Origin of the sequence: Actinoplanes sp. OR16 (assembly GCF_004001265.1) — a bacterium.
Taxonomy (GTDB): Bacteria; Actinomycetota; Actinomycetes; order Mycobacteriales; family Micromonosporaceae; genus Actinoplanes.
Window position 1 is genome coordinate 2,349,001 of record NZ_AP019371.1, and the last position, 22,743, is coordinate 2,371,743.

Below are 22,743 nucleotides of genomic sequence, written 5' to 3' on the forward strand. Positions count from 1 at the left end.
CATGATCCGCCCGGGGGTCACGCTGGGTGGGCGGTACCGCTTGGACGAGCGGATCGCCGGTGGCGGCATGGGCGACGTCTGGCGCGGCACCGACGAGGTGCTGGGCCGTACCGTCGCGGTCAAGATCCTGCTGCCCGCCCTGCTGGACGAGCCGGGCTTCGCCGAGCGGTTCCGCGGTGAGGCGCGGACCATGGCCACGATCAACCACCCGGGCGTCGTCGACGTCTACGACTACGGCAGTGACCAGCAGCTCGCGTTCCTGGTCATGGAGTACGTCGAGGGTGACGCGCTGTCCCGCACGCTGAGCCGGGTGGGCCGGCTGACCCCGGCCCGGACCATGGCTCTGGTGGCGCAGGCGGCCGACGCGCTCCAGGCCGCGCACGCCAACGGCATCGTCCACCGCGACGTCAAACCCGGCAATCTTCTCGTACGGCCGAACGGCACGCTCGTCCTGACCGACTTCGGCATCGCGCGCTCGGCCCTGGTCGGGCAGCTGACCGTCGCCGGCGCGGTCCTGGGCACCGCGTCCTACATCTCGCCGGAACAGGCCGCCGGTGACGTCGCCACCCCGGCCTCCGATGTGTACGCGCTGGGCGTCGTGGCGTACCAGTGCCTCTCCGGCCACCGCCCGTTCGACGGCGCCACGCCGATCGAGATCGCGATGAAGCACGTCCGCGAGACACCCCGGCCGCTGCCCGGCGACATCCCGCCGGCGGTCCGGGCCATTGTGGACCGCGCCATGGACAAGGATCCGTCGAGCCGCTGGCCGAGCGCCGCCGCGATGGCCTCGGTGGCCCGGCAGGCCGCCGCCTCGCTGACCACCGCCGTGCAGCCGCCGATCTCGTCGCCGCCGCACATCGCTCCCAGCTCGGGCGCTCCGCGTCCGCAGTCGGGTGCTGCAGCCCGTGCCTCGGTGCCCCGGCCGGTCTCCGGTTCCGGTGCGCGAGGTGCCGCCTCGGTGCCGACGTCGCCGCCGCCGCAGATGCAGCCGCCTCGCCCGCAGCCGCCCATGCAGCAACAGCCTCCGCCGTACCGGCCCCAGTCGGGACCGCCGGCGTACTCACCCCCCGTCTCTCCGAACGCCAAGCCGGAGAACAGCTTCGGGCGCCAAGTGCTGGTCGTTCTGGCCGTGGTGCTCGCCCTTCTCGTCCTCCTCTGCGCCGGGGTCATCTCTTTCCTATTACGAGATGGCAACGGCAGCAGCGCCGTAGGCAGCACGCTGGGCCATCACAGCAGCTCTGCGGCTATCCTCCGCTCGGGCGTGGTTGCTGACCCAGTGTCGGCGGCGTCGTACCGTCTTATGAAGGCCGATGCCCAGCTCGGCCGGATCCGACTGAACGAAGGACAACAGACGTTATGACGGCGCAGGCCCGCCTGCTCGGTGGCAGGTATCAGGTCGGCGAGCTGCTCGGCTACGGCGGTATGGCAGAGGTGCACCGCGGACGCGATCTGCGCCTCGGCCGCGACGTCGCCATCAAGATGCTGCGCAGCGACCTGGCCCGGGACGCCACGTTCCAGGAGCGGTTCCGGCGTGAGGCACAGAACTCGGCTGCTCTGAACCACCCAGCGATCGTCGCCGTCTACGACACGGGCGAGGAGACCTCCGCCACCGGCGAACGGCTCCCGTTCATCGTGATGGAGTTCGTCAACGGTCGCACCCTCAAGGAGGTGCTCGCCCAGGAGCAGCGCCTTCAGCCACGACGCGCCCTCGAGATCATCGCCGACATCTGCGCGGCCCTGGAGTTCAGCCACCGGCACGGGATCATCCACCGGGACATCAAGCCCGGCAACGTGATGATCACGCAGAGCGGCCAGGTCAAGGTCATGGACTTCGGCATCGCCCGGGCCCTGGCCAGCGGCGCTACCACGATGACGCAGACCAGCGCGGTGATCGGCACGGCTCAGTACCTCTCGCCCGAGCAGGCGCGTGGTGAATCGGTCGACGCACGCTCCGATGTGTACGCCGCCGGCTGTGTCCTCTTCGAGCTGGTCGTCGGGCACCCGCCGTTCGTCGGCGACAGCCCGGTCAGCGTGGCCTATCAGCACGTCCGCGAGGACCCGAAGCCGCCGAGCTCGATCGTCCGCGACCTCCCGCCGGACATCGACGCGATCGCCCTCAAGGCGCTCGCCAAGAACCCGCTGAACCGCTACCAGTCGGCGCAGGAGATGCGTGCCGACGCGCTGCGTGCGGTCTCCGGTCGCCCGGTCATGGCCACCCCCGTGATGAGCCAGGCCGAGACCATGGCGATGAACGGCCCGCACCAGCAGTGGCAGCCGCAGGCCGCCACCACGATGCAGCGGCCGATCCCCGCCTCGGTGGCCCAGCAGCGTCCTCCGGAGAACAAGTCGAACTGGGTGATGGCCACGCTCGCCGGCCTCGCCGTGCTCGTCGTCATCGTGCTCGGTGTCGCGCTCGCGATGAGCCGCGACCGGGACAACACGAGCGAGACGCCGACGGTCGCCACGGTCACCATGCCCAATCTGGAGGGCCTCACCGAGGAGGAGGCCCGAGCCGAGCTCGACCAGCAGGGCCTCAACAACCGGGTCGCGCAGAAGCCGACGGTCGACAAGGACTGCACCGGCACGGTCAAGGCCCAGTCGCCCGACGCGAATACCCAGGTCGAGGTGACCGCGGAGGTCAGCTACCAGCTCTGCAACGCGCCCGAAGAGGTCACGGTGCCGACCGGCTTGGTCGGCGGCACGACGAGCGCGGCAGAGGCGGCGCTGGTCGCCAAGGGCCTCAACCCGGTGATCAAAGAGGTCGCCAGCGACAAGCCGAAGGGCCAGGTCCTGTCGGTGGAGAGCGCCGGCAAGGAGGTCGATCCGGGAACCGACATCACGGTGAAGGTCTCCGACAACAGCCAGGTCCTCGTCCCGGACGTGACCGGCAAGTCGCTGGAGGTCGCACGGGCCCTGCTCGACGCGGCCGGCCTCAACGTCGACGAGGAGACCGTCCAGGCCGAGGGCAACCCGGGCGATGTGGCGGCGCAGAACCCCGGCGCGAACAAGAAGGTCGACAAGGGCAGCACGATCACCCTCAGCATCATCGGCGAGCCGGTCGAGGAATCGCCTAGCCCGGAGCCGTCCACCGGTGAGACTCCTCCCGAAGAGGACGACGGCAGCGGTGGCGGCACCGGCTTGAACTAGCAGGCTGTGGAAAAGGCCCGGGGGGATTCCCCCGGGCCTTTCTCATGCGGTCGCTTCCAAGCGGTCGCTTCTCAAGCGGTTGCTTCTCAAGCGGTCGCTTCTCAAGCGGTTGCGAAGGCCGACTTTCGGCGGGTCTCCACCTCGGCGGCGAGGGCGGGTGCCTTCTTCAGGGCGTCCGTCAGGCCGCAGGAGGCCAGCCAGTTCGCCAGCATCGTGTGGCCGCCCTCGGTGAGGACCGACTCCGGGTGGAACTGCACGCCCTCGATCGGCAGCTCGCGATGCCGCATCGCCATGACCACACCCGATTCGGTACGACCGGTCACCTCGATCTCTTCCGGCAGCGTCTCCGGAAGCACGGCCAGCGAGTGGTAGCGGGTCGCGGTGAACGGGTCCGGCAGGCCGGCGAGCACGCCCGTACCGGCGTGGTGGACCTGTGAGGTCTTGCCGTGCAGCAGCTCCGGCGCCCGGGTCACGGTGGCGCCGAACGCCGCGCCGATCGCCTGGTGACCGAGGCAGACGCCGAACATCGGGATCTTCCCCGCGTACGCCTTGATGACGTCCATCATGATCCCGGCGCGTTCCGGCGAGCCCGGGCCGGGCGAGAGCAGCAGGCCGGCCGCGCCGAACCCGCCGACCTCGTCGACCGAGATCTCGTCGTTCCGGCGGACCTCGCACTCCGCACCGAGCTGGCCGAGGTACTGGACCAGGTTGAAGACGAACGAGTCGTAGTTGTCTATGACAAGGATGCGCAACTCATCACCTGCTGGCGCTTTCGCTGGGGTGGGGGTCGTTCGAGTGGGTGCTGTACGGCAACTCTTCCGGCGCTTCCTCGTCGCCGCCGTCGTCACCGGGGATCACCGTCTCGGCGTCCTGCCCGGTGCCGGTCTCCACCTGGACGTCGTCGAAGGGCAGCAGCGGTGTCGCCCACGGGAAGATGACGTACCAGAGCAGCGCCCCGGTGGCGGCGACCAGGCCCAGCGAGATGGACAGCTTGGTCCAGACGGCACCCGGGAGCTTTCGCCAGATCCAGGAGTACATCCGTCAGGAGGCCTTCATCTCGGCCGGCATGCCGGCATCGGGCTTGGACGGGTCGCGGGGGGCCTTGCTGACCAGCTCGGCGTGCACGATGAGCCGCTCGTAGTTGTTGAACTTCGGGTTGCACGTCGTGAGCGTGAGCAGCGCCTTCGTCGGCTTCGCCTTGGGCTTGCCGGGCACCGGCGCGACCACCTCGACCTGGTGCGGGCGGACGACCTCGGACTTGTAGACGTGGTAGACGTACCAGCTGTCCCGGGTCTCGACACCGATGACGTCGCCGTCATCGAGCTCGTCGAGCCGCCAGAAGATCTTCTTGATCCGGTGGCCGGCGACCGAGAAGTTGCCGATCTGGCCGGGCAGGGCGGTGTCCGGGTAGTGGCCGGGCGCGTACTTGATGTCGTCCGGCTGCACGCCGTTGACGACCACCCATTCCTTGTCGAACTTCGGGATGTAGAGCCGGCCGACGAGGCTGTCGCCGGGCGCCGCGGGGGCCGCCGCGTTGGGCGTCGTCGGCGCCACGGTCGGGTCGTTCCACGCCTGGTCGAGTTCCTGCGCGAGGTTATCCTGCTCGGACTGCACCTTCGCGGAGTTCCCGAAGACCTGATAGCCGGCGAACAACAGCACGATCAGACCGAAAGTGATCATCACTTCGCCGGATGTGCGGATGCCGGTGCGGATCTTGGAGCCGATGGTCGGCCGGGTCAGTTCGGAGTAGACGCTCTTGTAACCCTCGCCGGTCTGCTCCGGCCGGAGCTTGACCACCCGTTCACCGCGTTTCGGTTTGTCGGCGTCGACGTCGGTGGGGGGTTCGGCGTCCTCCGGTCCCGCCGGCCGGACCACGGGCGTGGCGCTGACCGAGGCGGCGCCGACGGTCGCCTCCGGTCCTGCCGCCTCCCGCGCCGCCTGCGCCGCGGCGCCGGGCGGGAGGACGGTGAGCTTGCCGGGAAGCGGTGCGCCGGCGGGCAGGGTGGGCAGCATGCCGGTGGGCGCATCGATGGTACGGATGACAGTGGTCGGGCTGGGGTCGTTGTTCGGCCGGACAGCGCCGTTCCCCGCCCAGGCCGGTTTGTCGCCGTTCACCGCGCCGAACGTCGTCGTGGCGTCGGTGGGTGCTGCGGTGACGCCCACGTTCGGCACGGCGGCCGTGGCGGCGGGCGTGGCCGGGATCGGGGTGGCCGGGACCTGGGTGGCCGGGGCGGCCGGTGGAGTGATCGCCGGCGTCAGGATCGTCGGGGCCTGAGCTGCCGGGGGGTACGCGGTGTCGTGCGTCGCCGGGAAGGGCTGGCTTGCCGGGCTCTGGGGTGTCGAGGCGGGGTTCCAGCCGGTGGCACCTTGGGCTTCGCTGACCGATTCTGCACGTCGACGCCGACCCACTCGGGTGTTGGCCGGGGACTGCGGAGCGGCAGGCGTCGGAGCCCAGCCGGTAGTGGCCTCCCCCCGGGACTCGGCAGTCGACGGCAGACCGGCCGCCGACGAGTGCGCCTGAGTGGCCGGGGCGTGAGGCTGCGCGGCCGGGGACTGCGGTTGCGAGGCTGCGCCGGCGGTACTGATTTTTGCTGTGGCGGCCGGATCGGACCAGGTGGGTGCCGAGGGGGCAGGGGGGCTCTGCGGTACCCAGGAAGGCTGTTCAGAGGCCCGCGACCCCGGCATCTCCCGCGAACCCGGGAAAGGCTCGGCTTGCGAACTCGGGAAGGGTTCGGCCGGGTGGGCGGCGACGGAAGGCTGCGAGGCTGCCAGGGGCGGGGTGGGAGTTGCTGCCGGGCGGATGGGGGCGGTCGGGCCTTCTCCTGGGATGGGGGCTGGCGTGACCGGCGGGTGGTCCGGGTGGGCGGCGGGTGAGCGTACGGGCGAAGGGGGTTGGGCCTCGTCGCTGAAGAAGTCGAAAGGCTCGGCCGGCTTCGGCTGTGGCTGGAGCGCACGGCGGCGCGCGGCAGCGGCCGCGGCACTCACCTCGGGATCCGCCAGATCGCGCTGATCCGAACCCGCGAGCGCGCCACCCGGCTGATCAGAACCGGACTGAGCAGCGCCGGGCTGAGCAATGCCGGGCTGAGCAATGCCGGGCTGAGCGGCACCGGGCTGAGCGGCACCGGGCTGAGCGGCACCGGGCTGAGCGGCACCGGGCTGAGCGGCACCGGGCTGGGGAGGGGTCGCGGGTCGCGGCGGGCGGCCGTTGTGACCGCCCAGGCCGACCGGGGGCGCCAGCGGACCGCCGGGCACGCCGTCGTCCGAAGCGTCCGTGATGCGAGGGATGTAGGCCGTCTGGCCGTCGTTGTCCGGGGCGCGGTGCCGACTCACTGGGCAGCCTGCGCCGATCGGAGGTCAGTCGATCCGTCGTACGCCCGCACTGTCACGTTTTTCTCCACCTTTTCCGTGTAACCGAGCCCGAAGTCGGCGACGGCCTCGCGGAACTGCCTGACTCCCTCTGCCGAGTCCAACGCACGACTCATGGCTGTGGGTTCGCCAATCGCCGTGATCTTGAACGGTGGTGAGAAGACCTGGCCGTGAAGGAGCAGCGTATTGCCGACACAGCGTACCGCGCTCGTGGAGATGACGCGGACATCCATGATCGTCATAGCCTCGGCGCCACCGGCCCAGAGAGCGTTCACGACGGCCTGGACGTCACCCTGATGGACCACGAGATCGTCGTTGTCCGGGGCGTTCTCGGCGAAGTCCGAGCCGCGCCGGGGCGAGTCGTTGAGAGTGACGGTCAGGGCCGGTCCGCGCAGCGCGGTGTAGCCGGCCGGCTCCCGGATCGCGTCGGCGTTCTCCCGGGCGGTCTTCACCGGCTGATCGACTTCGGCCAGCCGGGCGGTCTCCTGGTCGACCTCGGCGAGCAGGTCGGCGGCGCGCTCCTCGCTGTCCGCGAGACGATCTCGCTTCTCGGCGATCAGCTGGGCCAGCTGCGGCCGCCGGTCGTCGCGCAGGGCCGTACCGTCGGCGGTCGTCGCCGACGTGGTGAAGAGCAGACCCGCCGCCAGCGCGATCAGCGGAACGCCTGCCGACCAGATTGATTTCTTGTGGTCGCGACGGGGCCGCAGACCGCGCGCGGCACGCCGCAGCACGAGTCGCCATGAGGCCCCACCAGCACCGTCGTGGGCGTTTTCGCGCCCGTCGATGCCGCCGCCGCCCGTCGAAATCACCACCCCAGTCCCCCTTGCGAACCCGACTCCAGGTATTTTCCTCGCCCGGCGGGTGCCTCTCTGTGCGCCGCCTTGACTACGCTAGCTGTCGAACAGTATTCGCCACGGGCAGCATTCGGGGCTTCCGGAGCCAGCCCAGCGGTGGGTTGTTCACCACTTGTTGCCCTCAGGAGAGCACCGTGCCGAAGTCTCAGGTTCGCAAGAAGAAGGTCTACACCCCGCCGTCGGACATCCGGCCGGCGGCGGCAGGGGAGTCCAAGAAGCCGAGTCCCGCGTGGATTCCGTTCACTGCGGTCGCCCTGATCGTCATCGGCATCGCGTGGCTGGTGATCTACTACCTGTCGTCCCAGCAGTGGCCGGTCGAGAGCTGGCGCTACTGGAACCTCGCGGTGGGCTTCGGCTGCATGGTCGCCTCGCTGGGCCTCCTTTCTCGCTGGCGCTGACCCTCACCGGTCCGCGTCCTGCGGATACGTGAAAATCAGCCAAAGTGAGCGCACCCCCGCCTGGCGTGGGGTGCGCTTTACCTTGACGGACAGGTGTTCGCCCGTCTATTACTCGTGGGTAACATGGGCGGACGGCACCGCCGACCAAGGAGGCATATCCAGATGGGCACTGCGCAGATCGTCGCCACCGTCTTAGCGGGGGCGGTCACGGTGGTGGCCGTCTACCTCGCGGTGCGCGCCGTACTGACGATCACGAAGGTGATCAGGTCGGGCCAGCCGGATCCGGCTCGGTTCGCGGACCCGGGAACGCGCACCAAGACGATGCTGACCGAGACCGTCGGTCACACCAGGATGCTGAAGTGGTCCGCCATCGGCGCGGCTCACTGGTTCGTGATGTTCTCGTTCATCATCCTGTCGCTGCTGGTCCTCGAGGCGTACTTCGAGGTGGCCGCGCCGGAGATGGGCCTGCCGATCATCGGGCACTGGACGATCTTCGGTCTGGTCACCGAGTGGTTCGGGATCCTCGGCACGATCGCCATCCTCTACCTGGTCTTCGTGCGTCAGTCGCAGAAGCCGGGGCGGGTCAAGCGCAGCCGGTTCCTCGGCTCGACGATGTGGCAGGCGTACTTCGTCGAGGCCGTCATCGTCGGCGTACTGATCTTCGGCTTCCTGATCCGCGGCTTCAAGGTCGCCACCGACCACTTCGAGTACCCGGTCTGGGCGACGCCGGTGAGTCACGCGGTCGGCTCGGTTCTCCCGGCCTGGGAGGACGGCGCCACGTGGATGGCGCTCATCAAGATCGCCATCTCGATGACCTGGCTGATCACCATCTCGCTCAACCCGACGATGGGTGTGGCCTGGCACCGGTTCCTGGCGTTCTTCAACATCTACTTCAAGCGCAGCCCGGAGAAGCCGGCCGGTTCCGGTCTCGGCGCGCTGAAGCCGATGATGAGCGAGGGCAAGCCGCTCGACTTCGAGGAGGCCGACCCGGAGAAGGACCTCTTCGGCGTCAACCAGGTGGAGCAGTTCACCTGGAAGGGGCTGCTCGACTTCTCGACGTGCACCGAGTGCGGCCGCTGCCAGTCGCAGTGCCCGGCGTGGAACACCGCCAAGCCCCTCTCGCCGAAGTTGCTGGTGCTCTCACTGCGCGATCACGCGTACGCCAAAGCGCCTTATCTCCTCGCCGGCGGCGGCAAGGACCTGATGGGCGAGGAGAAGGCCACCGAGGCCCAGCTCGCGCACATGGACGTCCTCGCGCTGGCCGAGGGCAACCGGCCCCTGATCGGCACCGCCGAGGACCAGGGCGTCATCGACCCGGACGTGCTGTGGTCCTGCACCACCTGCGGCGCCTGCGTCGAGCAGTGCCCGGTCGACATCGAGCACATCGACCACATCGTCGACATGCGCCGCTACCAGGTGCTGATCGAGTCGAGCTTCCCCAGCGAGGCCGGCGTCATGCTGCGCAACCTGGAGAACAAGGGCAACCCGTGGGGCGCCCCGCAGAACACCCGCGAGGACTGGACCAAGGGTCTCGACTTCGAGGTGCCGCGGGTCGGCGAGGTCGAGGAGTTCGACTACCTGTTCTGGGTCGGCTGCGCCGGCGCGTTCGAGGACCGGGCGAAGAAGACCACCCGGGCGGTCGCGACGCTGCTGCACGAGGCGGGCGTCAACTACGCGATCCTCGGCGAGGGCGAGACCTGCACCGGCGACCCGGCCCGCCGGATCGGCAACGAGTTCATCTTCCAGATGCTGGCGCAGCAGAACGTCGAGACGCTGACCGAGGCTTTCGAGGGCCAGAAGACCAAGCGCATCGTGGCGACCTGCCCGCACTGCTTCAACACCCTGGGCAACGAGTACGAGCAGCTCGGCCTCAAGGTCGAGGTCGTGCACCACACCCAGCTGCTCGCGCACCTGGTCAAGGAAGGCAAGCTCACCCCGGTCCAGCCGATCGACGGTGACATCACCTACCACGACCCCTGCTACCTCGGCCGGCACAACCGGGTCTTCGACGCGCCCCGCGAGGTGCTCGGAGAGACCGGCAACCTCATCGAGATGCCCCGCAACTCCGAGCGGTCCTTCTGCTGCGGCGCCGGTGGCGCCCGGATGTGGATGGAGGAGCGCATCGGCAAGCGGATCAACGTCGAGCGCACCGAGGAGGCCCTCGCCACCGGCGCGAAGACGATCGCGGTGGGCTGCCCGTTCTGCTACACGATGATCGGCGACGGCGTGACCGGCAAGGGCAAGCAGGAAGAGGTCGAGGTCGTCGACGTCGCGACCGTGCTGCTGCGGTCCCTCAAGCAAGACGCCTGAACCACGGTTTCCTCGTGAAACGGCCGCTCACCGACGTGAGCGGCCGTTTTCGGTGTCTGAAGTCACCGTCACGGTTGGTCCCGGAAGGCCCGGATCCGGCAGAATGATGCCCGAGGTGAAGCGATCATGGACGGCCTGCTCCTGACCGCGGTGCTCCCGTTGGCGGCTTTCGTCCTGCTCACGGCGGGCAACGCGTTCTTCGTGGCCGCCGAGTTCGGTCTCGTCACGGTCGACCGGGCGGAGATCGAGCAACGTGCCCTGGCCGGGGACAGGCGGGCGCGCACCGTCCGCAGCGCCCTGCACAACCTCTCCTTCCAGCTGTCCGGCGCCCAGCTCGGCATCACGCTGACCGCGCTGCTCACCGGTTACCTGGCCGAGCCCGCGCTCTCCGAGATCTTCAAGCCGCTCGTGGAGCCGTTCGCCGGCTCGGCGACCGGGACGGTCACCCACATCCTCGCGCTGGTCGCGGCGACCCTGCTCTCGATGCTCTTCGGCGAGCTGGTTCCGAAGAACGCGGCGCTGGCCCGCCCGATGAGCCTCGCACTGCTCACCGCAGCGCCGCTGCGCGGCTTCTCGACGCTCTTCAAGTGGTTGATCGCCGCGCTCAACGGGACCGCCAACTGGCTGGTCCGCCGCCTCGGCATCGAGCCGCAGGAGGAGCTGGCGAGCGCCCGGTCCCCCGAAGAACTCGGCCTGCTCGCGGCGATCAGCGCCCGGGCCGGCGCGCTGCCCGACGAGACAGCGACGCTGCTGCGCCGCACGATCCGGTTCGGTGAGAAGCGCGCGGCGAAGGCGATGACCCCGCGCGTCGACGTGGTCGGCCTCAAGACCACCGCGAGCGTCGCCGACCTGATCACCGTGGCCCGGCGGACCGGGCACACCCGCTTCCCGGTGTACGAGAACACCCTCGACGTGGTGACCGGTGTCGTCGGAGTGAACGAGGCCCTCGGAGTGCCTCCCGAGCGAAGGGCCGCCATCAAGGTCTCGACCCTCGCCAAGGAGGCTGTCTACGTACCGGAGAGCCTGAGTCTTGACAAGGTCCTGGCAGCGCTGCGTGCCGCGGATGCCGACCTGGCGATCGTGGTCGACGAGTACGGCGGCACCGACGGCGTGGTGACCGTCGAGGACCTGATCGAGGAACTGGTCGGCGAGATCGCCGACGAGTACGACACCGACCTCGACGAGATCGGCAGCCAGGAGCTGACCGCGCCGGGTGGCGAGAAGACGTTCCTGGTCGACGGCCTGCTCCGGGAGGACGAGACGCTGGAGCAGACCGGGTTCCGGCTGCCCGAGGGGCCGTACGAGACGCTCGCCGGCTTCCTGCTCGCCCGCCTCGGGCACATCCCGGTGGTCGGCGAGTCGCTGGAGGAGCAGGGGTGGGAGTTCACCGTGATGGAGGTCGACCGGCATCGCATCGAGCAGGTGCGTGTGGTCGCCCCGCCGGAGCCGGCCGATGACTGAGCTGCTCTTCGTGGCCGTGCTGCTGGTCGGCAACGGGCTCTTCGTGGGTGGGGAGTTCGCGCTGATCGCCTCTCGGCGTACGGCGCTGGAGCCTCTCGCCGAGACCTCCAAGGCGGCCCGCTGGGCGCTCTCCGCGATGAGCCAGATCCCGCTCATGATCGCCGGCGCGCAGCTCGGCATCACGATCTGCACGCTGGTGCTGGGTGCGCTCGCCGAGCCGACCGTCGCGCACCTGCTGGAGGGCCCGTTCTCGGCGACCGGGCTTCCCGACGACGCGATCCACCCGGTCGCCTTCGTGTTCGCCCTGGTCATCGTGACGTTCCTGCACACGGTGATCGGCGAGATGGTCCCGAAGAACATCACGCTGGCCGGTCCGGAACGCTCGGCACTCATCCTCGGCCCGTTCATGCTGGCCTTCTGCACAGCCACGAAACCGCTGCTCAACGCGATGCGGTGGGCCTCGAAGCTGATCCTGAAGCTCTGGAAGATCGAGACGACGGACGCCGTGAAGACGGTCTTCACCGCCGAGGAACTCGCCGGCATGGTCACCCAGGCGCGCAGCGAAGGACTGCTCGGCTCGGAACAGTACGCCCGGATCCACGCGGCGCTGGGCCTCAACAGCCGGACCGCCGCCGACACCCTCCTGCCCTGGTCGCGGGTGACCACGGTGGCGGCCGACGTCTCGCCGGCCACGCTCGAGGCGGTGGCCACCCGCAGCGGCCGTTCGCGCTTCCCGGTGGTCCAGCGGGACACCCGGCGCGTGCTCGGCTTCGTGCATGTCAAGGACGTCTTGGGGTACGCCGCGACGCAGCGGCGATTGCCGATACCCGCCGAAGTGATCCGTCCCCTGGCCGTCGTGGCGCCGGAGCGCAGCCTCGCCGACCTGCTCCTGACGATGCGGCGGGACCGGCTGCACATCGTGCTGGTCAGCGACGGGCGCCGACCGCTCGGCGTGATCACCCTGGACGACGTGCTGCACGCGGTCGTCGGCGAACCGGCCGGAGCCGGCGCGAAACTGCGCTGATCATCCGGGTGAGCCCTCGGGTGTTCGGTTTAACGCTTATGGGTGCTTTCGCGCGGACTCGGAGCGTCTCAGCGGTTTATCGGCGACAATCCGGACAATTGGCCGCATGCTTCACAAAAGACGGCGTGTCGTTCCGGTCGGCGCCCTGTCAGCCACACTTGCTCTCGGCTGCGCTCTCCTGATCAACCAGCTCCCGGCGAGGGCCGACGCGGTTCCCGCTGGTAGCGGGCTCACCGACCCCTTCAACCCGGGTCGGGTACGGGTGGCGAGCAGTCCCGTGACCGTCCGGTACGACTTCGATGAGGGGGTCGGCCACCCGATCGCCGACCTGAGCGGGCGCTACCGGCTCCGGCCGCTCGGCCAGAACGGCGGCACACTCCGGCTCGTCCCGCAGGGCGACGGCGGTCTCGCCGTCGACTACCCGGACCGGTGCACGCTGCCCCGCGAACGCGACTGCCCCAGGGCGATCTTGGAGGGCGTTCGCGACGACGATCTGAACCCGGGCCGGCGGCCGCTTCGCTACGGCGCCTCGGTGCTGATGACCCACGCCGACCTGGCCGACGGCGCGAACGTGCTGCAGAAGGGCTACTCGGTCGGCGGCATCAGCCAGTTCAAACTGCAGGTCGACCACCGCCAGGGCCACCCGAGCTGCGTGATCGCCGGCCAGCGGGCCCGCATCTACCGAGCCGAGCCCTTCATGGACGTCGCCGACGGCCTCTGGCACGACCTGGAGTGCCGGCGTACGCCCAACCGCCTCCTGATGATCGTCGACGGCGTCCTGAGGGCCTGGGTCCGCATCCCCCCGATGCTCTCCATCGCCAACGCCGAGCCGCTGAGGGTCGGAGGAAAGGGCGCAGCCCCCGGAAACGACCAGTTCGCCGGCGCCATCGACGACGTCTTCGTCAGCATCACCGGCTGATCGTGTCCCGGCCCGTCACGGGCCGGGACACCTCTTGCATCATCGAATCTTCACCGAGGCGCTGGTCGAGCGGCCGTCGGAGTGCCCGGTCCGCTTGGCGATCACGGTGACCGTCAGCTTCTTCCCCCGCATCGAGGACTTCAGCTTCAGCGTCGCGGCGCTCGCTCCCTTGATCAGCTTCCCGTTGAGCCGCCATTCGTACCGGTAGGAGGTGGCCGTGGGCGACCACGTGCCCGCCGACGCCTTCACCTTCCTGCCCACCTTGGCCGTGCCGGTGACCTGGGGCTTCTTCGTCGCCTTGGGTGCCTTGCCCTTGGCGACCGCGCCCGACGCCGCCGACTTCGCCACCCCGTTCGTGTGCCCCGCGCGCTTGGCGGTGACGGTCACGGTCAGTCGCTTCCCCAGGAGAGAGGCGGGGATGGCGTACGAGGAACCGGTCGCGCCCTTGATGGCCACGCCGTTGGCGGACCACTGGTAGGCGTAGCAGCTCGGCGTCGGCGACCAGGTGCCGGTACTCGCCTTGACGGCCGACCCGACAGCGACGGTTCCGCTGATGACCGGCGCCTTGGTAGCCTTCGGCGCTGCTCCGGCTGCGATCGCCGCCGACGCCGCCGACTTCGCCACCCCGGTCGGGTGTCCGGCGCGCTTTGCGGTGACGGCCACGGTGAGGCGCTTCCCGAGCAGGGAGGCGGGGATCGGATACGACGAGCCGGTCGCGCCCTTGATGGCCACGCCGTTGGCGTACCACTGGTAGGCGTAGCTGGTCGGCGCCGGTCTCCAGCTGCCGGTGGTGGCCTTGACGGTGACCCCGACAGCCGTGGTCCCGGCGATCGCCGGGGTGGTCGTCGCGGTGAGCGGCGCCGGCGCGTTCCCGGTCGCCAGGGCAGCGCCCTGTCCGTCGGCCGGCTGAGCGGTGAGCGCCCACGTGAAGGCGTTGCCGGCGACCGGGACGCCGGCGGCGTTCTTCCCGTCCCAGGTCACTTCGATCAGGCCGTTGGCCGTGGAGCCGCTGATCGTCCGCAGTGTCGTCCCGGCGGTGCTCTTGATGGTGACCTGCCATGACTTGGCCGGCTTGGACAGCCACCAGGTCCCGGTCCAGTTCGCGGCGGTCGTGGCGACCTTCGAGTCGATCACCGTGATCGGCGGAGCCGGAATGCCGGTCGGCACGACGTGCACACGCTGCGAACTGTCGGCATAGGCCACGCCCCCGCCGAACCGGTCTACGGTCCAGATGTCGCGGCGGCCTCCGTACCCGGTGCCGTCATTCGCCCACGGCCCCATCTCCGCGGCGGTGACCAGCACCCGAGTGGGTAGATCGGCCCAGGAAGCGCCGAACGGCACGCCGTTGTGCAGGTCGGTGAGGCGCAGCCCGACGCCGACAACCTGCTCGACGAGGTATCCGTCGCCGAGCAGGACCTCGTCGATCGGGGCGCCGGGCGCGATGCGCTTGGTGACCCGGTCGTAGACACCCGATCCCCGAAACCATCCGAAGGAATCGATGCATGCGTAGTAGACCCAGCGCCCGACCGCCTGAAGCGCGCTCGGCGTGCAGCCGTTGTGCGTGGTGAACCGCTCGATCACCGTGGTGCCGGGCAGAGTGGTGGCCTGCACGATCCCGCCGGCCTCTGCACCGGTCCACAGCGTGGAGCCCCAGACCGCCGCAGCGACACCGTCACGGGGGCCCAGCACGGTCCCGGACCAGAAGTCGGCTATGTCCTGCACCCTATGCTCGCCGTCTGCGACGATGCCGTATCGGCCGGACAGGTCGGCGAGCATCGGCGAGAAGATGTTGGACTTGACGCTACGGCCGCCGTACACCGTGGTCCCGTTAGCGTGGAGCGCGGTCCGCGAGTCGTACGTACTTCGGGTTGTGCCGTGGTATCCGGTCCCGTCAGCGAAGAGCCGAAGGCAGTGGATTTTGCTCGGTTCGCATCCCGAGTCGACCTCGTCAATGGAGGCGAGCTGATCCAGCGTGGACCGGACGACCTTCGGGGTAGGGCCGGCGTCGAGCCAGTAGCTGCGGTAGGCGCCGATCACCGCCGTTGGTTCATGGACCGTGCTGTTGGTGGCCGTGGTGAGGATGCCGTTGCCGAGTGCAAGACCGTAGACCTGAGCGGGTGCAGCCGCGACAGCGGTGATCCGGTCCCGGACGATCGACCCGTCAGCGCCCTCGGTGAGCCGGTAGATGCCCCAGTCGAGGTCACCCTGCTCGACGTACTCCTCGGCGCCGGCTACGAGCAGCGACCCGTCCGGCGTGGTGACGACGTGACCCCCAGCCGGGTCCATGATCTTGGTGTCCTGCGGCTCGGTGACGGCATAGAGTGCCTGGCCGCGGAACTTGCCGGAGCCGCCAGGCGCCGGCTCGGCAGCCACAACGGTGGACCCGGTTATCCCGTAGTCGGCCTCCCATCCGAACGACCGAGCGTCCAACTCCCGCTCGATGCTCAGGTCGGTCCGGCTCAGGACATCCAGCTCATCCGACCCTGGCCGAATCCGCAGGAGAGAATCCTTACCGAGCCGGAAGCCGCCGACCTCCCAATGGTCCTCCCCATCGACTCGGTCCGGCAACGCCGTGTAGGCGCCCGAAGCAAGGTCAACGAGGCCCCAGTGGCGCTCGCCCTCGGCGCGAAATTCAAGAATCAGAGACCGGGCATCCCCGTCCTCGACCTCTATCGCAGTGGCCTCCTCCGGGAACCCTTCAAGAATCGTCTCGGTAAGCCCACCGCCCGCAACCCGCCACAGGCGGTAAGCCCCGGACTCCTCGCTGGAAGTGACCAGGGTCGAGCCGTAGGTCCCTCGGTAGGTCTCTCCGGCAGGCAGGTCGACAGCCCCGATGGGTTCGGTTCCCCTAAGAAGGCTGACGTGCCGCGGATCGCCCACACTCTGAACGGCGACGACATCAGAACCATCGCCGTACCCGGTGGCGGACCACCGACTGGTGAATAAACCTGAGTCGATGTCATACCGGATAGGCGCCGGCAGTCGCTGAGGCAGAGCCGCAGTCGAGCCATCCGCGTACGTGGTCCAGAGAAGTCGGTCATCCCCTTCCTGAACCCAGAGAAACCCGCTGTCCCCGGCATTCAGGATCTGGACGGCTCGAGGAACAGCCCGAGGCGCGGCGGAAATGACCAATTCACCGGCCGGAGCCGCAACAGCAGGAGAAGGAACCGCACCAAACCCGGCAACAAGCCCAAGAGCAGCAGAAACAGTGATCAAAGATCGAAAGCAACGACGACCGCCGAACCCCAAGCCCAGGCACCCCCAACATAAGTGCCAGCACTCTAAAAGAAAGCCACCCACAAACCGCAAGAGAACGTCACCGGGGGTCTCAGGGCTCGGTTCCAGGGCGGATATGCGAGGAGGCGTGGTTCGCGCTTTCCGTGACCACCCGCCCACCGCAACCGATGGTCACCGTGGGGGTCTGGGGGGTCGCCCCCCAGGCAGATATGCGAGGAGGCCCGGTCTGCGCACTCCGCAGACACAGGCCTCCGCATCCGAGCGGGTGACGGGAATCGAACCCGCACTGTCAGCTTGGGAAGCTGATGTTCTGCCATTGAACTACACCCGCAAGCGGCCCCACTGTACCTGATTATCCGGCTTGGTGGCGGAACCGCCCCGCGGTCAGCTCGCTATCGCCAGTGGTCTGCGTAAGTTGCGGGGCGCCTGCCACGTCTGGGTGAAAGCGGACGGCTCCGCCAGCGGAAGCGCGCCGGCCGGGCCGTGGTGGCGGAGCATCGCTGTCTCGACGGTGAGCTCGAAGAGCCGCCAGTCGATGTCGGGGGAGGCGTGCAGGGCGCCGGCCAGGCGGGTGATCGTGACCGGATCGGTGACGGGGGCGGCTCGGCCGGTGAGGACGGCCTCGTCGTCGCTGTCCTCGGGTGGGTAGGAGTGGAGGGCGTAGCGCCCGTCGCGCTCCAGGTCGCGGCGTTTCGGTGAGTCGACGATGAAGCAGTAGAGGCCGCTGTCGGTGAAGACCGGCGAGACCGGGTGCACGCGGGGGCCGCCGTCGGCGCGGACGGTGGCGAGGTAGCCCATGCCGGGACCGTACTGCTGGAGGAGCGCACGGACGCCGGCGGCGAGCATCGGCTCGGCTACCGCAAAATCGGACCAGGATGCCATGCGCACAGTCTATCGAACATGTGTTCGAGACATCCACTGAACACGCCGATATGGGCAGGTCGGTATGGTGTTGCGATGCTGCTCTCCGACCGTGACCTGGTCTCCGAGATCAAATCCGGGGATCTCTCGCTGGAGCCGTTCGAGCCGTCGCTCATGCAGCCGTCCAGTATCGACGTGCGGCTGGACCGCTTCTTCCGGGTGTTCAACAACCATCTGTACACGCACATCGATCCGGCCGAGCAGCAGGACGAGCTCACCGCCGAGGTCGAGGTCGCCGATGGCCAGCCGTTCGTGCTGCACCCGGGCGAGTTCGTGCTGGCGTCAACCCTGGAGGTGATCAGCCTCGGTCAGCAGCTGGCTGCCCGGCTGGAGGGGAAGAGCAGCCTCGGGCGGCTCGGACTGCTCACGCATTCGACGGCCGGCTTCATCGACCCGGGCTTCTCCGGGCATGTGACGCTGGAGCTCTCCAATGTGGCGAACCTGCCGATCAAGCTGTGGCCGGGCATGAAGATCGGCCAGCTGTGCATCTTCCGGCTGTCCAGCCCGGCCGAGCATCCGTACGGGTCGTCCGTCTACGGCTCGCGCTACCAGGGCCAGCGCGGTCCGACGGCGAGCCGCTCGGCACTCAACTTCCGGACATGGCCGACGTCCTGAGCCTGCTCACCGCACGGCCCGGCGCATGGTGTGGCCGCCCACAGGCGGACATGCCGGACCGGCCGGCCGCCGGACGATCGCCCCGTCCCCCGATCGGCGGATCTACGATCAGATCGTGTATCTGATGATTTCGAAGTACCTGAAGCCGCTCGCTGAAGTCGACGCGGCTCGCGAGGACCACCTGACCTACCTCGCCGGCCTTGAAGAGCGTGGCCTCTCGGTGACCGCCGGCCGCCAGGAGCCCGCCGTGGGCGGCATCATCCTGCTGGACGTGGACACCGAGGCCGAGGCGCACGAGTTGATCGCCCAGGACCCGTACGTGCAGCGTGGCCTCGCGGAGTACACCGCCACCGGCTGGCACCCGACCCGTGGCGCGCTCGCCGGCTACCAGAGGACCAGGTCCTAGGGATCGAGATCCGATCCGGACAGCAGGCTTCTGATGGTCAATTCGGCGGTGACCGCGGGCGGGCACTCGTCGTAGATCACCGCGGTGCCCAGATAGCGGTCGCCGGTCAGGGTGCGCAGGCCACGTGCCTGCGCACCGGTCGAGGCCCAGTCGTCGACCACCAGGACGCGATCATCAGGTCCCAGCAGTCTTTCCCGGACACCCAGATGTTGTACGTCGCCCCGATGATCTGCCGGCACCTCGGCCCAGATCATCGGCTCCGCGATCGGTCGGCGGGCCCCGGCGCGGTAGGCCTCCACGAATCCGACGCCGAGCGACCGCGCCACGAGCGGGCCGAGCATGAATCCGGTGACTTCCGGCGAGACGACGACAGTCGGGCGCTCTGACCGGAAAAGATCAGCCAGCGCGGGGCCGAGGCCGTCCAGGATCCGGGGCTCCCGCCACCATCCGGAGCGGTCGCTGACGAGATATTCGCTGTTCGGACCGGGGTTGGTCCAGCGGAACTCGGATCGCAGAAGATCACGCAGATCGGTGGTCACCCCGACATCCTGTCACCGAGGACCGGTTCTTCTTGGACCGACCGAACGACGCCGATGGTGCCGGGTGGACAGAACCGACTCAGCCTAGGGGTCAAGATGATGCCCGAGGGCGGGTGGATCGGGCATGCTGTTCCGCGGAACCATGCCTACTTTGCTGCCGGGCCGACGCCCGATGAGCCCCGGGAACCGCGCCGGCCTCGGCGCGGCCGTCGTGCTGCTCGCTGTCGTGTCCGCCGTGGAGTTCGCCGATCAAGAATCCGCCCAGTTCGTGGGCCTGCTGGCGGCGGTTCCGTTCCTCGCCGCGGTCTTCGCGGTCTGGCAGATCGTCGTCGGCGTGGGCCTGGCAGCCACGGTGATCGGCGCGATCGTCGTGGGTGCGGCCGGTGATCAGGGCATGACCGGGATGGTCAACCTTCTGGGGATCATGCTGGCGACCGGCGTGGCGGCCGGCGGCGCGATCACCCGGCAGCGGCAGGCCGACCGGATCGCCGGACTGCTCCGGCTCGCGGCGGTGGCTCAGCAAGCGGTCCTGCGTCCGATCGGACCACAGGTGGGAGCGCTCTCGGTTGCGGGCCGCTACATCTCGGCTACTGCGGCGGCCGATATCGGCGGTGACCTGTACGAGGCGCTGAACACGCCGTACGGAGTCCGGATCATCATCGGCGACGTCCGTGGCAAAGGTCTCGACGCGGTTCGGCTCGCCAGCATCGTGCTCGGGTCGTACCGGCATGTGGCGTACGAGCGGGCCGACCTGAAATCGATCGTGGCCGACCTGGACCGTGCGGTGGCCCGCAGCGTCGGCGACGAGGACTTCGTGACCGCGGCGCTCGTCGAGGAGCGTGGCGGCACCCTGACGATCGTCAACTGTGGACATCCGGCGCCCTTGCTGCTGCGCCGTGGCCAGGTCATCCCGCTGGAGCCGCCGGCACCGGCGCCGCCGCTCGGGTTCATGCCCGAGGTCAAGGCACGGGTGGAGCGGCTGGAGCCGGGCGACCGGTTGCTGCTGTTCACCGACGGGCTCGGCGAGGCCCGCCGCGAGGGCGAGTTCTTCCCGACCGCGGACCGGGCGTGGCGGTTGCTCGGTCACGGCACTGTCGGCGACGGCTTGGCCTCGCTCGAGACCGCGCTCGTCGACTGGGTCTACGGGCGGCTCGAGGACGACATCGCCCTGGTGCTCCTGGAGTACGTGGGCCCGGACGGCGACGCTGCCGTGTCGGTGCCCAGCTGGGAAGTCGGCGCGGCCGGCAGTTAGACGGCCTTATGCCGCGCTGTCGTCGGGCTCGGCCGGAGCGGCCGGGGAGGTCGGCGCCGGCGATGGCGGGACCGTCTCGGGCTGGCGGTGCCGGCCGACGTAGTTGCGGGGCTGATTGGCCTGGCGCGGCTCCGGAATCAGGCTCTTGATCGTGGCGAACATGGCGTCCCCCTGACGTTCTTCGCTGTCTATCCGAAGAAACGAGCCTCATCGGCAGGCGATACGTGGTCCTGAGGGTTGAAGTCCGCAAATGGCCGAACGGCTGTCCGGTAAGCCACCTGATCGGCGACGTTTGACCCACGAACCGACGGACAAGCCCCCCTACCCGGTGGGTTCGACCGGAAACCCTGCCCGGGTTGTCGGTTGCTACCGATGGGTAATACAGTGGGGTTACTGACGGGTAACTCGCGTCCGGGAGAGCGGGGCCAAGCACGATGACGCACTACAAGAGCAACCTTCGGGACCTCCAGTTCAACCTGTTCGAGGTCTTCGGAGCGGAGAAGTCCCTCGGCCAGGCGCCGTTCGACGAGTTCGACCTGGAGAGCGCCCGCGACGTGCTCTCGGAGGTCGACCGGCTGGCCCGGGAGGACCTGGCCGCGAGCTACGCGGAGGCGGACCGCAACCCGCCGGTCTTCGACCCGGCGACGAACACCGCGCCGCTGCCGGAGTCGTTCAAGAAGTCCTACGAGACGTTCATGGCGTCCGAGTTCTGGCGGCTGGACCTGCCGTCCGCCCTCGGTGGTACGCCGGCGCCGCGCAGCCTCGTGTGGGCCGTCGCCGAGCAGATCCTCGGTGCGAACGCCCCGATCTGGATGTACTCGTCCGGTCCCTCCTTCGCCCACGTGGCCTACGTCGAGGGCACCGACGAGCAGAAGGAGTGGGCCAAGCTCTTCGTCGAGAAGCAGTGGGGCTCGACGATGGTCCTCACCGAGCCGGACGCCGGCTCGGACGTCGGCGCCGGCCGCACCCGGGCCATCCCGCAGGCCGACGGCTCGTGGCACATCGAGGGCGTCAAGCGCTTCATCACCTCGGGTGAGCACGACCTGACCGACAACATCATCCACTACGTCCTGGCTCGCCCGGTGGGCGTCGAGGGCGTCGGCGGTCCCGGCACCAAGGGCCTTTCGCTCTTCATCGTGCCGAAGTACCACTTCGACCCGGCCACCGGCGAGCTCGGTGAGCGCAACGGCGTCTACGCCACGAACGTCGAGCACAAGATGGGGATCAAGGTCTCCAACACGTGCGAGATGACCTTCGGCGAGCACGGCACCCCGGCCAAGGGCTGGCTGCTCGGCGAGGTGCACGAGGGCATCCGGCAGATGTTCATGATCATCGAGAACGCCCGGATGATGGTCGGCACCAAGGCGATCGCCACCCTGTCCACGGGCTACCTCAACGCGCTGGAGTACGCGAAGGGCCGCGTACAGGGCGCCGACCTGGTGCAGAACGGCGACAAGACCGCGCCGCGGGTCACGATCATGCACCACCCGGACGTACGCCGGTCGCTGCTGCTGCAGAAGTCGTACGCCGAGGCGCTGCGCGCCCTGGTCATCTACACCGCGACCTGGCAGGACAAGGTCGCCATCGCGCAGGCCGCCGGTGACGAGAAGGCCGCGAAGATCGCGAACAAGATCAACGACTTCCTGCTGCCGCTGGTCAAGGGCGTCGGCTCGGAGCGGGCCTACGAGCTGCTCGGTCACGAGTCGCTGCAGACCTTCGGTGGCTCCGGCTTCCTGCAGGACTACCCGCTCGAGCAGTACGTGCGGGACGCGAAGATCGACACCCTGTACGAGGGCACGACCGCGATCCAGAGTCTCGACCTGATCTTCCGCAAGATCGTCAAGGACAACGGCCGCGCGCTCGGCACGATCGCCGCCGAGATCCAGAGCTTCGTCGAGAGCGAGGCCGGCAACGGTCAGCTCAAGGACGAGCGGCTGGCGCTCGGCAAGGCGCTCGGCGAGATGCAGCAGATCCTCGGCGTCACGCTCGGCTGGCTGCAGGCGGTCCAGGGTGGCGAGGCCCGCGAGCTCTACAAGATCGGTCTCGTCTCCCGCCGGGTCCTGCTGGCCCTCGGCGACGTCATCCTCGCGTGGCTGCTGCTGCGCCAGGCCGAGGTGGCGCTCAACGCGCTGAACGGCGAGCTCTCCGAGGCGGACAAGACGTTCTACACCGGCAAGGTGGCGGCCGCCCGCTTCTTCGCCCGCGAGATCCTGCCGCGCATCGGCTCGGATCGCCGCATCATCGAGAACACCAACCTCGACGCGATGGATCTGCCCGAGGAAGCGTTCTGATCT

General features: G+C 69.0%; 21 protein-coding genes and 1 tRNA gene. 12 read left to right on the forward strand and 10 right to left on the reverse strand.

What is annotated here, in order from left to right:
* The first annotated feature begins 1 nt into the window (after position 1).
* Both EP757_RS10910 and pknB read left to right on the forward strand, forming a co-directional pair.
* Positions 2-1,360, forward strand: a complete 1,359-nt coding sequence (locus tag EP757_RS10910) for a serine/threonine-protein kinase (RefSeq protein WP_127544478.1) — start codon at positions 2-4, stop codon at positions 1,358-1,360.
* A complete protein-coding gene (gene pknB, locus EP757_RS10915) occupies positions 1,357-3,147 on the forward strand; it encodes a Stk1 family PASTA domain-containing Ser/Thr kinase (protein ID WP_127544481.1) in 1,791 nt (596 codons plus the stop codon). Before EP757_RS10910 ends, pknB begins: the two co-directional genes overlap by 4 nt.
* Before the next feature lie 101 nt (positions 3,148-3,248).
* Here the strand turns inward: pknB and EP757_RS10920 are convergent, their stop codons facing one another.
* From EP757_RS10920 to EP757_RS10930, 3 genes are read right to left on the reverse strand one after another with little or no spacing between them, the layout of a single operon-like run.
* Positions 3,249-3,899: an aminodeoxychorismate/anthranilate synthase component II gene (locus EP757_RS10920; protein ID WP_127544484.1), complete on the reverse strand. Its 651-nt coding sequence runs from the start codon at positions 3,897-3,899 to the stop codon at positions 3,249-3,251.
* 4 nt (positions 3,900-3,903) lie between these two features.
* Positions 3,904-4,185: a hypothetical protein gene (locus EP757_RS10925; protein WP_127544487.1), complete on the reverse strand. Its 282-nt coding sequence runs from the start codon at positions 4,183-4,185 to the stop codon at positions 3,904-3,906.
* A 3-nt stretch (positions 4,186-4,188) separates the two neighbouring features.
* A complete protein-coding gene (locus EP757_RS10930; RefSeq protein ID WP_232050458.1) occupies positions 4,189-5,310 on the reverse strand; it encodes a class E sortase in 1,122 nt (373 codons plus the stop codon).
* On the opposite strand from EP757_RS10930, the gene EP757_RS44450 reads away from it, so the two are divergent.
* The gene (locus EP757_RS44450) at positions 5,300-5,422 is read left to right on the forward strand and encodes a hypothetical protein (RefSeq protein WP_255435510.1); all 123 of its coding nucleotides are present in this window, start codon (positions 5,300-5,302) and stop codon (positions 5,420-5,422) included. The two genes, EP757_RS10930 and EP757_RS44450, sit on opposite strands and share 11 nt — an antisense overlap.
* A 706-nt stretch (positions 5,423-6,128) precedes the next feature.
* Here EP757_RS44450 and EP757_RS42765 read toward each other — a convergent pair.
* Both EP757_RS42765 and EP757_RS10940 read right to left on the reverse strand, forming a co-directional pair.
* Complete coding sequence (locus EP757_RS42765; protein WP_160165786.1) at positions 6,129-6,314, reverse strand: hypothetical protein; 186 nt, start codon at positions 6,312-6,314, stop codon at positions 6,129-6,131.
* 159 nt (positions 6,315-6,473) lie between these two features.
* Positions 6,474-7,244, reverse strand: a complete 771-nt coding sequence (locus EP757_RS10940) for a DUF881 domain-containing protein (protein ID WP_174262525.1) — start codon at positions 7,242-7,244, stop codon at positions 6,474-6,476.
* A gap of 257 nt (positions 7,245-7,501) precedes the next feature.
* Between EP757_RS10940 and EP757_RS10945 the strand changes: the two genes are divergently transcribed.
* From EP757_RS10945 to EP757_RS10965, 5 genes are all read left to right on the forward strand, one after another.
* Positions 7,502-7,765, forward strand: a complete 264-nt coding sequence (locus EP757_RS10945; protein ID WP_127544493.1) for a cell division protein CrgA — start codon at positions 7,502-7,504, stop codon at positions 7,763-7,765.
* A gap of 162 nt (positions 7,766-7,927) precedes the next feature.
* Positions 7,928-10,075 carry a (Fe-S)-binding protein gene (locus EP757_RS10950; RefSeq protein WP_127544496.1) on the forward strand — a complete coding sequence of 716 codons (2,148 nt, stop codon included), beginning with the start codon at positions 7,928-7,930 and terminating at the stop codon, positions 10,073-10,075.
* 126 nt (positions 10,076-10,201) lie between these two features.
* A complete protein-coding gene (locus EP757_RS10955; protein ID WP_127544499.1) occupies positions 10,202-11,536 on the forward strand; it encodes a hemolysin family protein in 1,335 nt (444 codons plus the stop codon).
* A complete protein-coding gene (locus EP757_RS10960) occupies positions 11,529-12,560 on the forward strand; it encodes a hemolysin family protein (RefSeq protein WP_127544502.1) in 1,032 nt (343 codons plus the stop codon). The genes EP757_RS10955 and EP757_RS10960 overlap by 8 nt, the downstream gene beginning before the upstream one ends.
* Before the next feature lie 106 nt (positions 12,561-12,666).
* Positions 12,667-13,479, forward strand: coding sequence for a LamG domain-containing protein (locus tag EP757_RS10965; protein ID WP_127544505.1), 813 nt, complete (start codon positions 12,667-12,669; stop codon positions 13,477-13,479).
* Positions 13,480-13,518: 39 nt separating this feature from the next.
* Here EP757_RS10965 and EP757_RS10970 read toward each other — a convergent pair whose 3' ends face one another.
* The 3 genes from EP757_RS10970 to EP757_RS10980 all read right to left on the reverse strand — a co-directional run bounded on the left by EP757_RS10970 (position 13,519) and on the right by EP757_RS10980 (position 17,598).
* Positions 13,519-15,909: a FlgD immunoglobulin-like domain containing protein gene (locus EP757_RS10970; protein WP_127544508.1), complete on the reverse strand. Its 2,391-nt coding sequence runs from the start codon at positions 15,907-15,909 to the stop codon at positions 13,519-13,521.
* A 1,067-nt stretch (positions 15,910-16,976) separates the two neighbouring features.
* Positions 16,977-17,047: transfer RNA gene (locus EP757_RS10975), tRNA-Gly, on the reverse strand.
* 53 nt (positions 17,048-17,100) lie between these two features.
* Positions 17,101-17,598: a pyridoxamine 5'-phosphate oxidase family protein gene (locus EP757_RS10980; protein ID WP_127544511.1), complete on the reverse strand. Its 498-nt coding sequence runs from the start codon at positions 17,596-17,598 to the stop codon at positions 17,101-17,103.
* Positions 17,599-17,673: 75 nt separating this feature from the next.
* Here EP757_RS10980 and dcd point away from each other — a divergent pair, with 75 nt between their 5' ends.
* On the forward strand, positions 17,674-18,252 hold the full coding sequence (dcd, locus tag EP757_RS10985) for a dCTP deaminase (RefSeq protein ID WP_127544514.1): 579 nt from the start codon (positions 17,674-17,676) through the stop codon (positions 18,250-18,252).
* A gap of 124 nt (positions 18,253-18,376) precedes the next feature.
* Positions 18,377-18,658 carry a YciI family protein gene (locus EP757_RS10990; RefSeq protein WP_127554193.1) on the forward strand — a complete coding sequence of 94 codons (282 nt, stop codon included), beginning with the start codon at positions 18,377-18,379 and terminating at the stop codon, positions 18,656-18,658.
* On the opposite strand, the gene EP757_RS10995 is transcribed toward EP757_RS10990, so the two are convergent.
* The gene (locus EP757_RS10995; protein WP_127544517.1) at positions 18,655-19,197 is read right to left on the reverse strand and encodes a phosphoribosyltransferase; all 543 of its coding nucleotides are present in this window, start codon (positions 19,195-19,197) and stop codon (positions 18,655-18,657) included. The two genes, EP757_RS10990 and EP757_RS10995, sit on opposite strands and share 4 nt — an antisense overlap.
* A 124-nt stretch (positions 19,198-19,321) precedes the next feature.
* On the opposite strand from EP757_RS10995, the gene EP757_RS11000 reads away from it, so the two are divergent.
* Complete coding sequence (locus EP757_RS11000) at positions 19,322-20,449, forward strand: PP2C family protein-serine/threonine phosphatase (protein WP_127544520.1); 1,128 nt, start codon at positions 19,322-19,324, stop codon at positions 20,447-20,449.
* A gap of 6 nt (positions 20,450-20,455) precedes the next feature.
* Here EP757_RS11000 and EP757_RS42770 read toward each other — a convergent pair whose 3' ends face one another.
* Positions 20,456-20,611: a hypothetical protein gene (locus EP757_RS42770; protein WP_160165787.1), complete on the reverse strand. Its 156-nt coding sequence runs from the start codon at positions 20,609-20,611 to the stop codon at positions 20,456-20,458.
* 272 nt (positions 20,612-20,883) lie between these two features.
* Between EP757_RS42770 and EP757_RS11005 the strand changes: the two genes are divergently transcribed.
* On the forward strand, positions 20,884-22,740 hold the full coding sequence (locus EP757_RS11005) for an acyl-CoA dehydrogenase (RefSeq protein ID WP_127544523.1): 1,857 nt from the start codon (positions 20,884-20,886) through the stop codon (positions 22,738-22,740).
* Positions 22,741-22,743 lie beyond the last annotated feature (3 nt).

Coding starts and splice junctions, on each gene's coding strand:
- EP757_RS10910 (WP_127544478.1), top strand. CDS start 2: ATGATCCGCCCGGGGGTCACGCTGGGTGGGCGGTACCGCTTGGACGAG.
- pknB (WP_127544481.1), top strand. CDS start 1,357: ATGACGGCGCAGGCCCGCCTGCTCGGTGGCAGGTATCAGGTCGGCGAG.
- EP757_RS10925 (WP_127544487.1), bottom strand. CDS start 4,185: ATGTACTCCTGGATCTGGCGAAAGCTCCCGGGTGCCGTCTGGACCAAG.
- EP757_RS10950 (WP_127544496.1), top strand. CDS start 7,928: ATGGGCACTGCGCAGATCGTCGCCACCGTCTTAGCGGGGGCGGTCACG.
- EP757_RS10955 (WP_127544499.1), top strand. CDS start 10,202: ATGGACGGCCTGCTCCTGACCGCGGTGCTCCCGTTGGCGGCTTTCGTC.
- EP757_RS10960 (WP_127544502.1), top strand. CDS start 11,529: ATGACTGAGCTGCTCTTCGTGGCCGTGCTGCTGGTCGGCAACGGGCTC.
- EP757_RS10965 (WP_127544505.1), top strand. CDS start 12,667: ATGCTTCACAAAAGACGGCGTGTCGTTCCGGTCGGCGCCCTGTCAGCC.
- EP757_RS10980 (WP_127544511.1), bottom strand. CDS start 17,598: ATGGCATCCTGGTCCGATTTTGCGGTAGCCGAGCCGATGCTCGCCGCC.
- dcd (WP_127544514.1), top strand. CDS start 17,674: ATGCTGCTCTCCGACCGTGACCTGGTCTCCGAGATCAAATCCGGGGAT.
- EP757_RS10990 (WP_127554193.1), top strand. CDS start 18,377: ATGATTTCGAAGTACCTGAAGCCGCTCGCTGAAGTCGACGCGGCTCGC.
- EP757_RS11000 (WP_127544520.1), top strand. CDS start 19,322: ATGCTGTTCCGCGGAACCATGCCTACTTTGCTGCCGGGCCGACGCCCG.
- EP757_RS42770 (WP_160165787.1), bottom strand. CDS start 20,611: ATGTTCGCCACGATCAAGAGCCTGATTCCGGAGCCGCGCCAGGCCAAT.
- EP757_RS11005 (WP_127544523.1), top strand. CDS start 20,884: ATGACGCACTACAAGAGCAACCTTCGGGACCTCCAGTTCAACCTGTTC.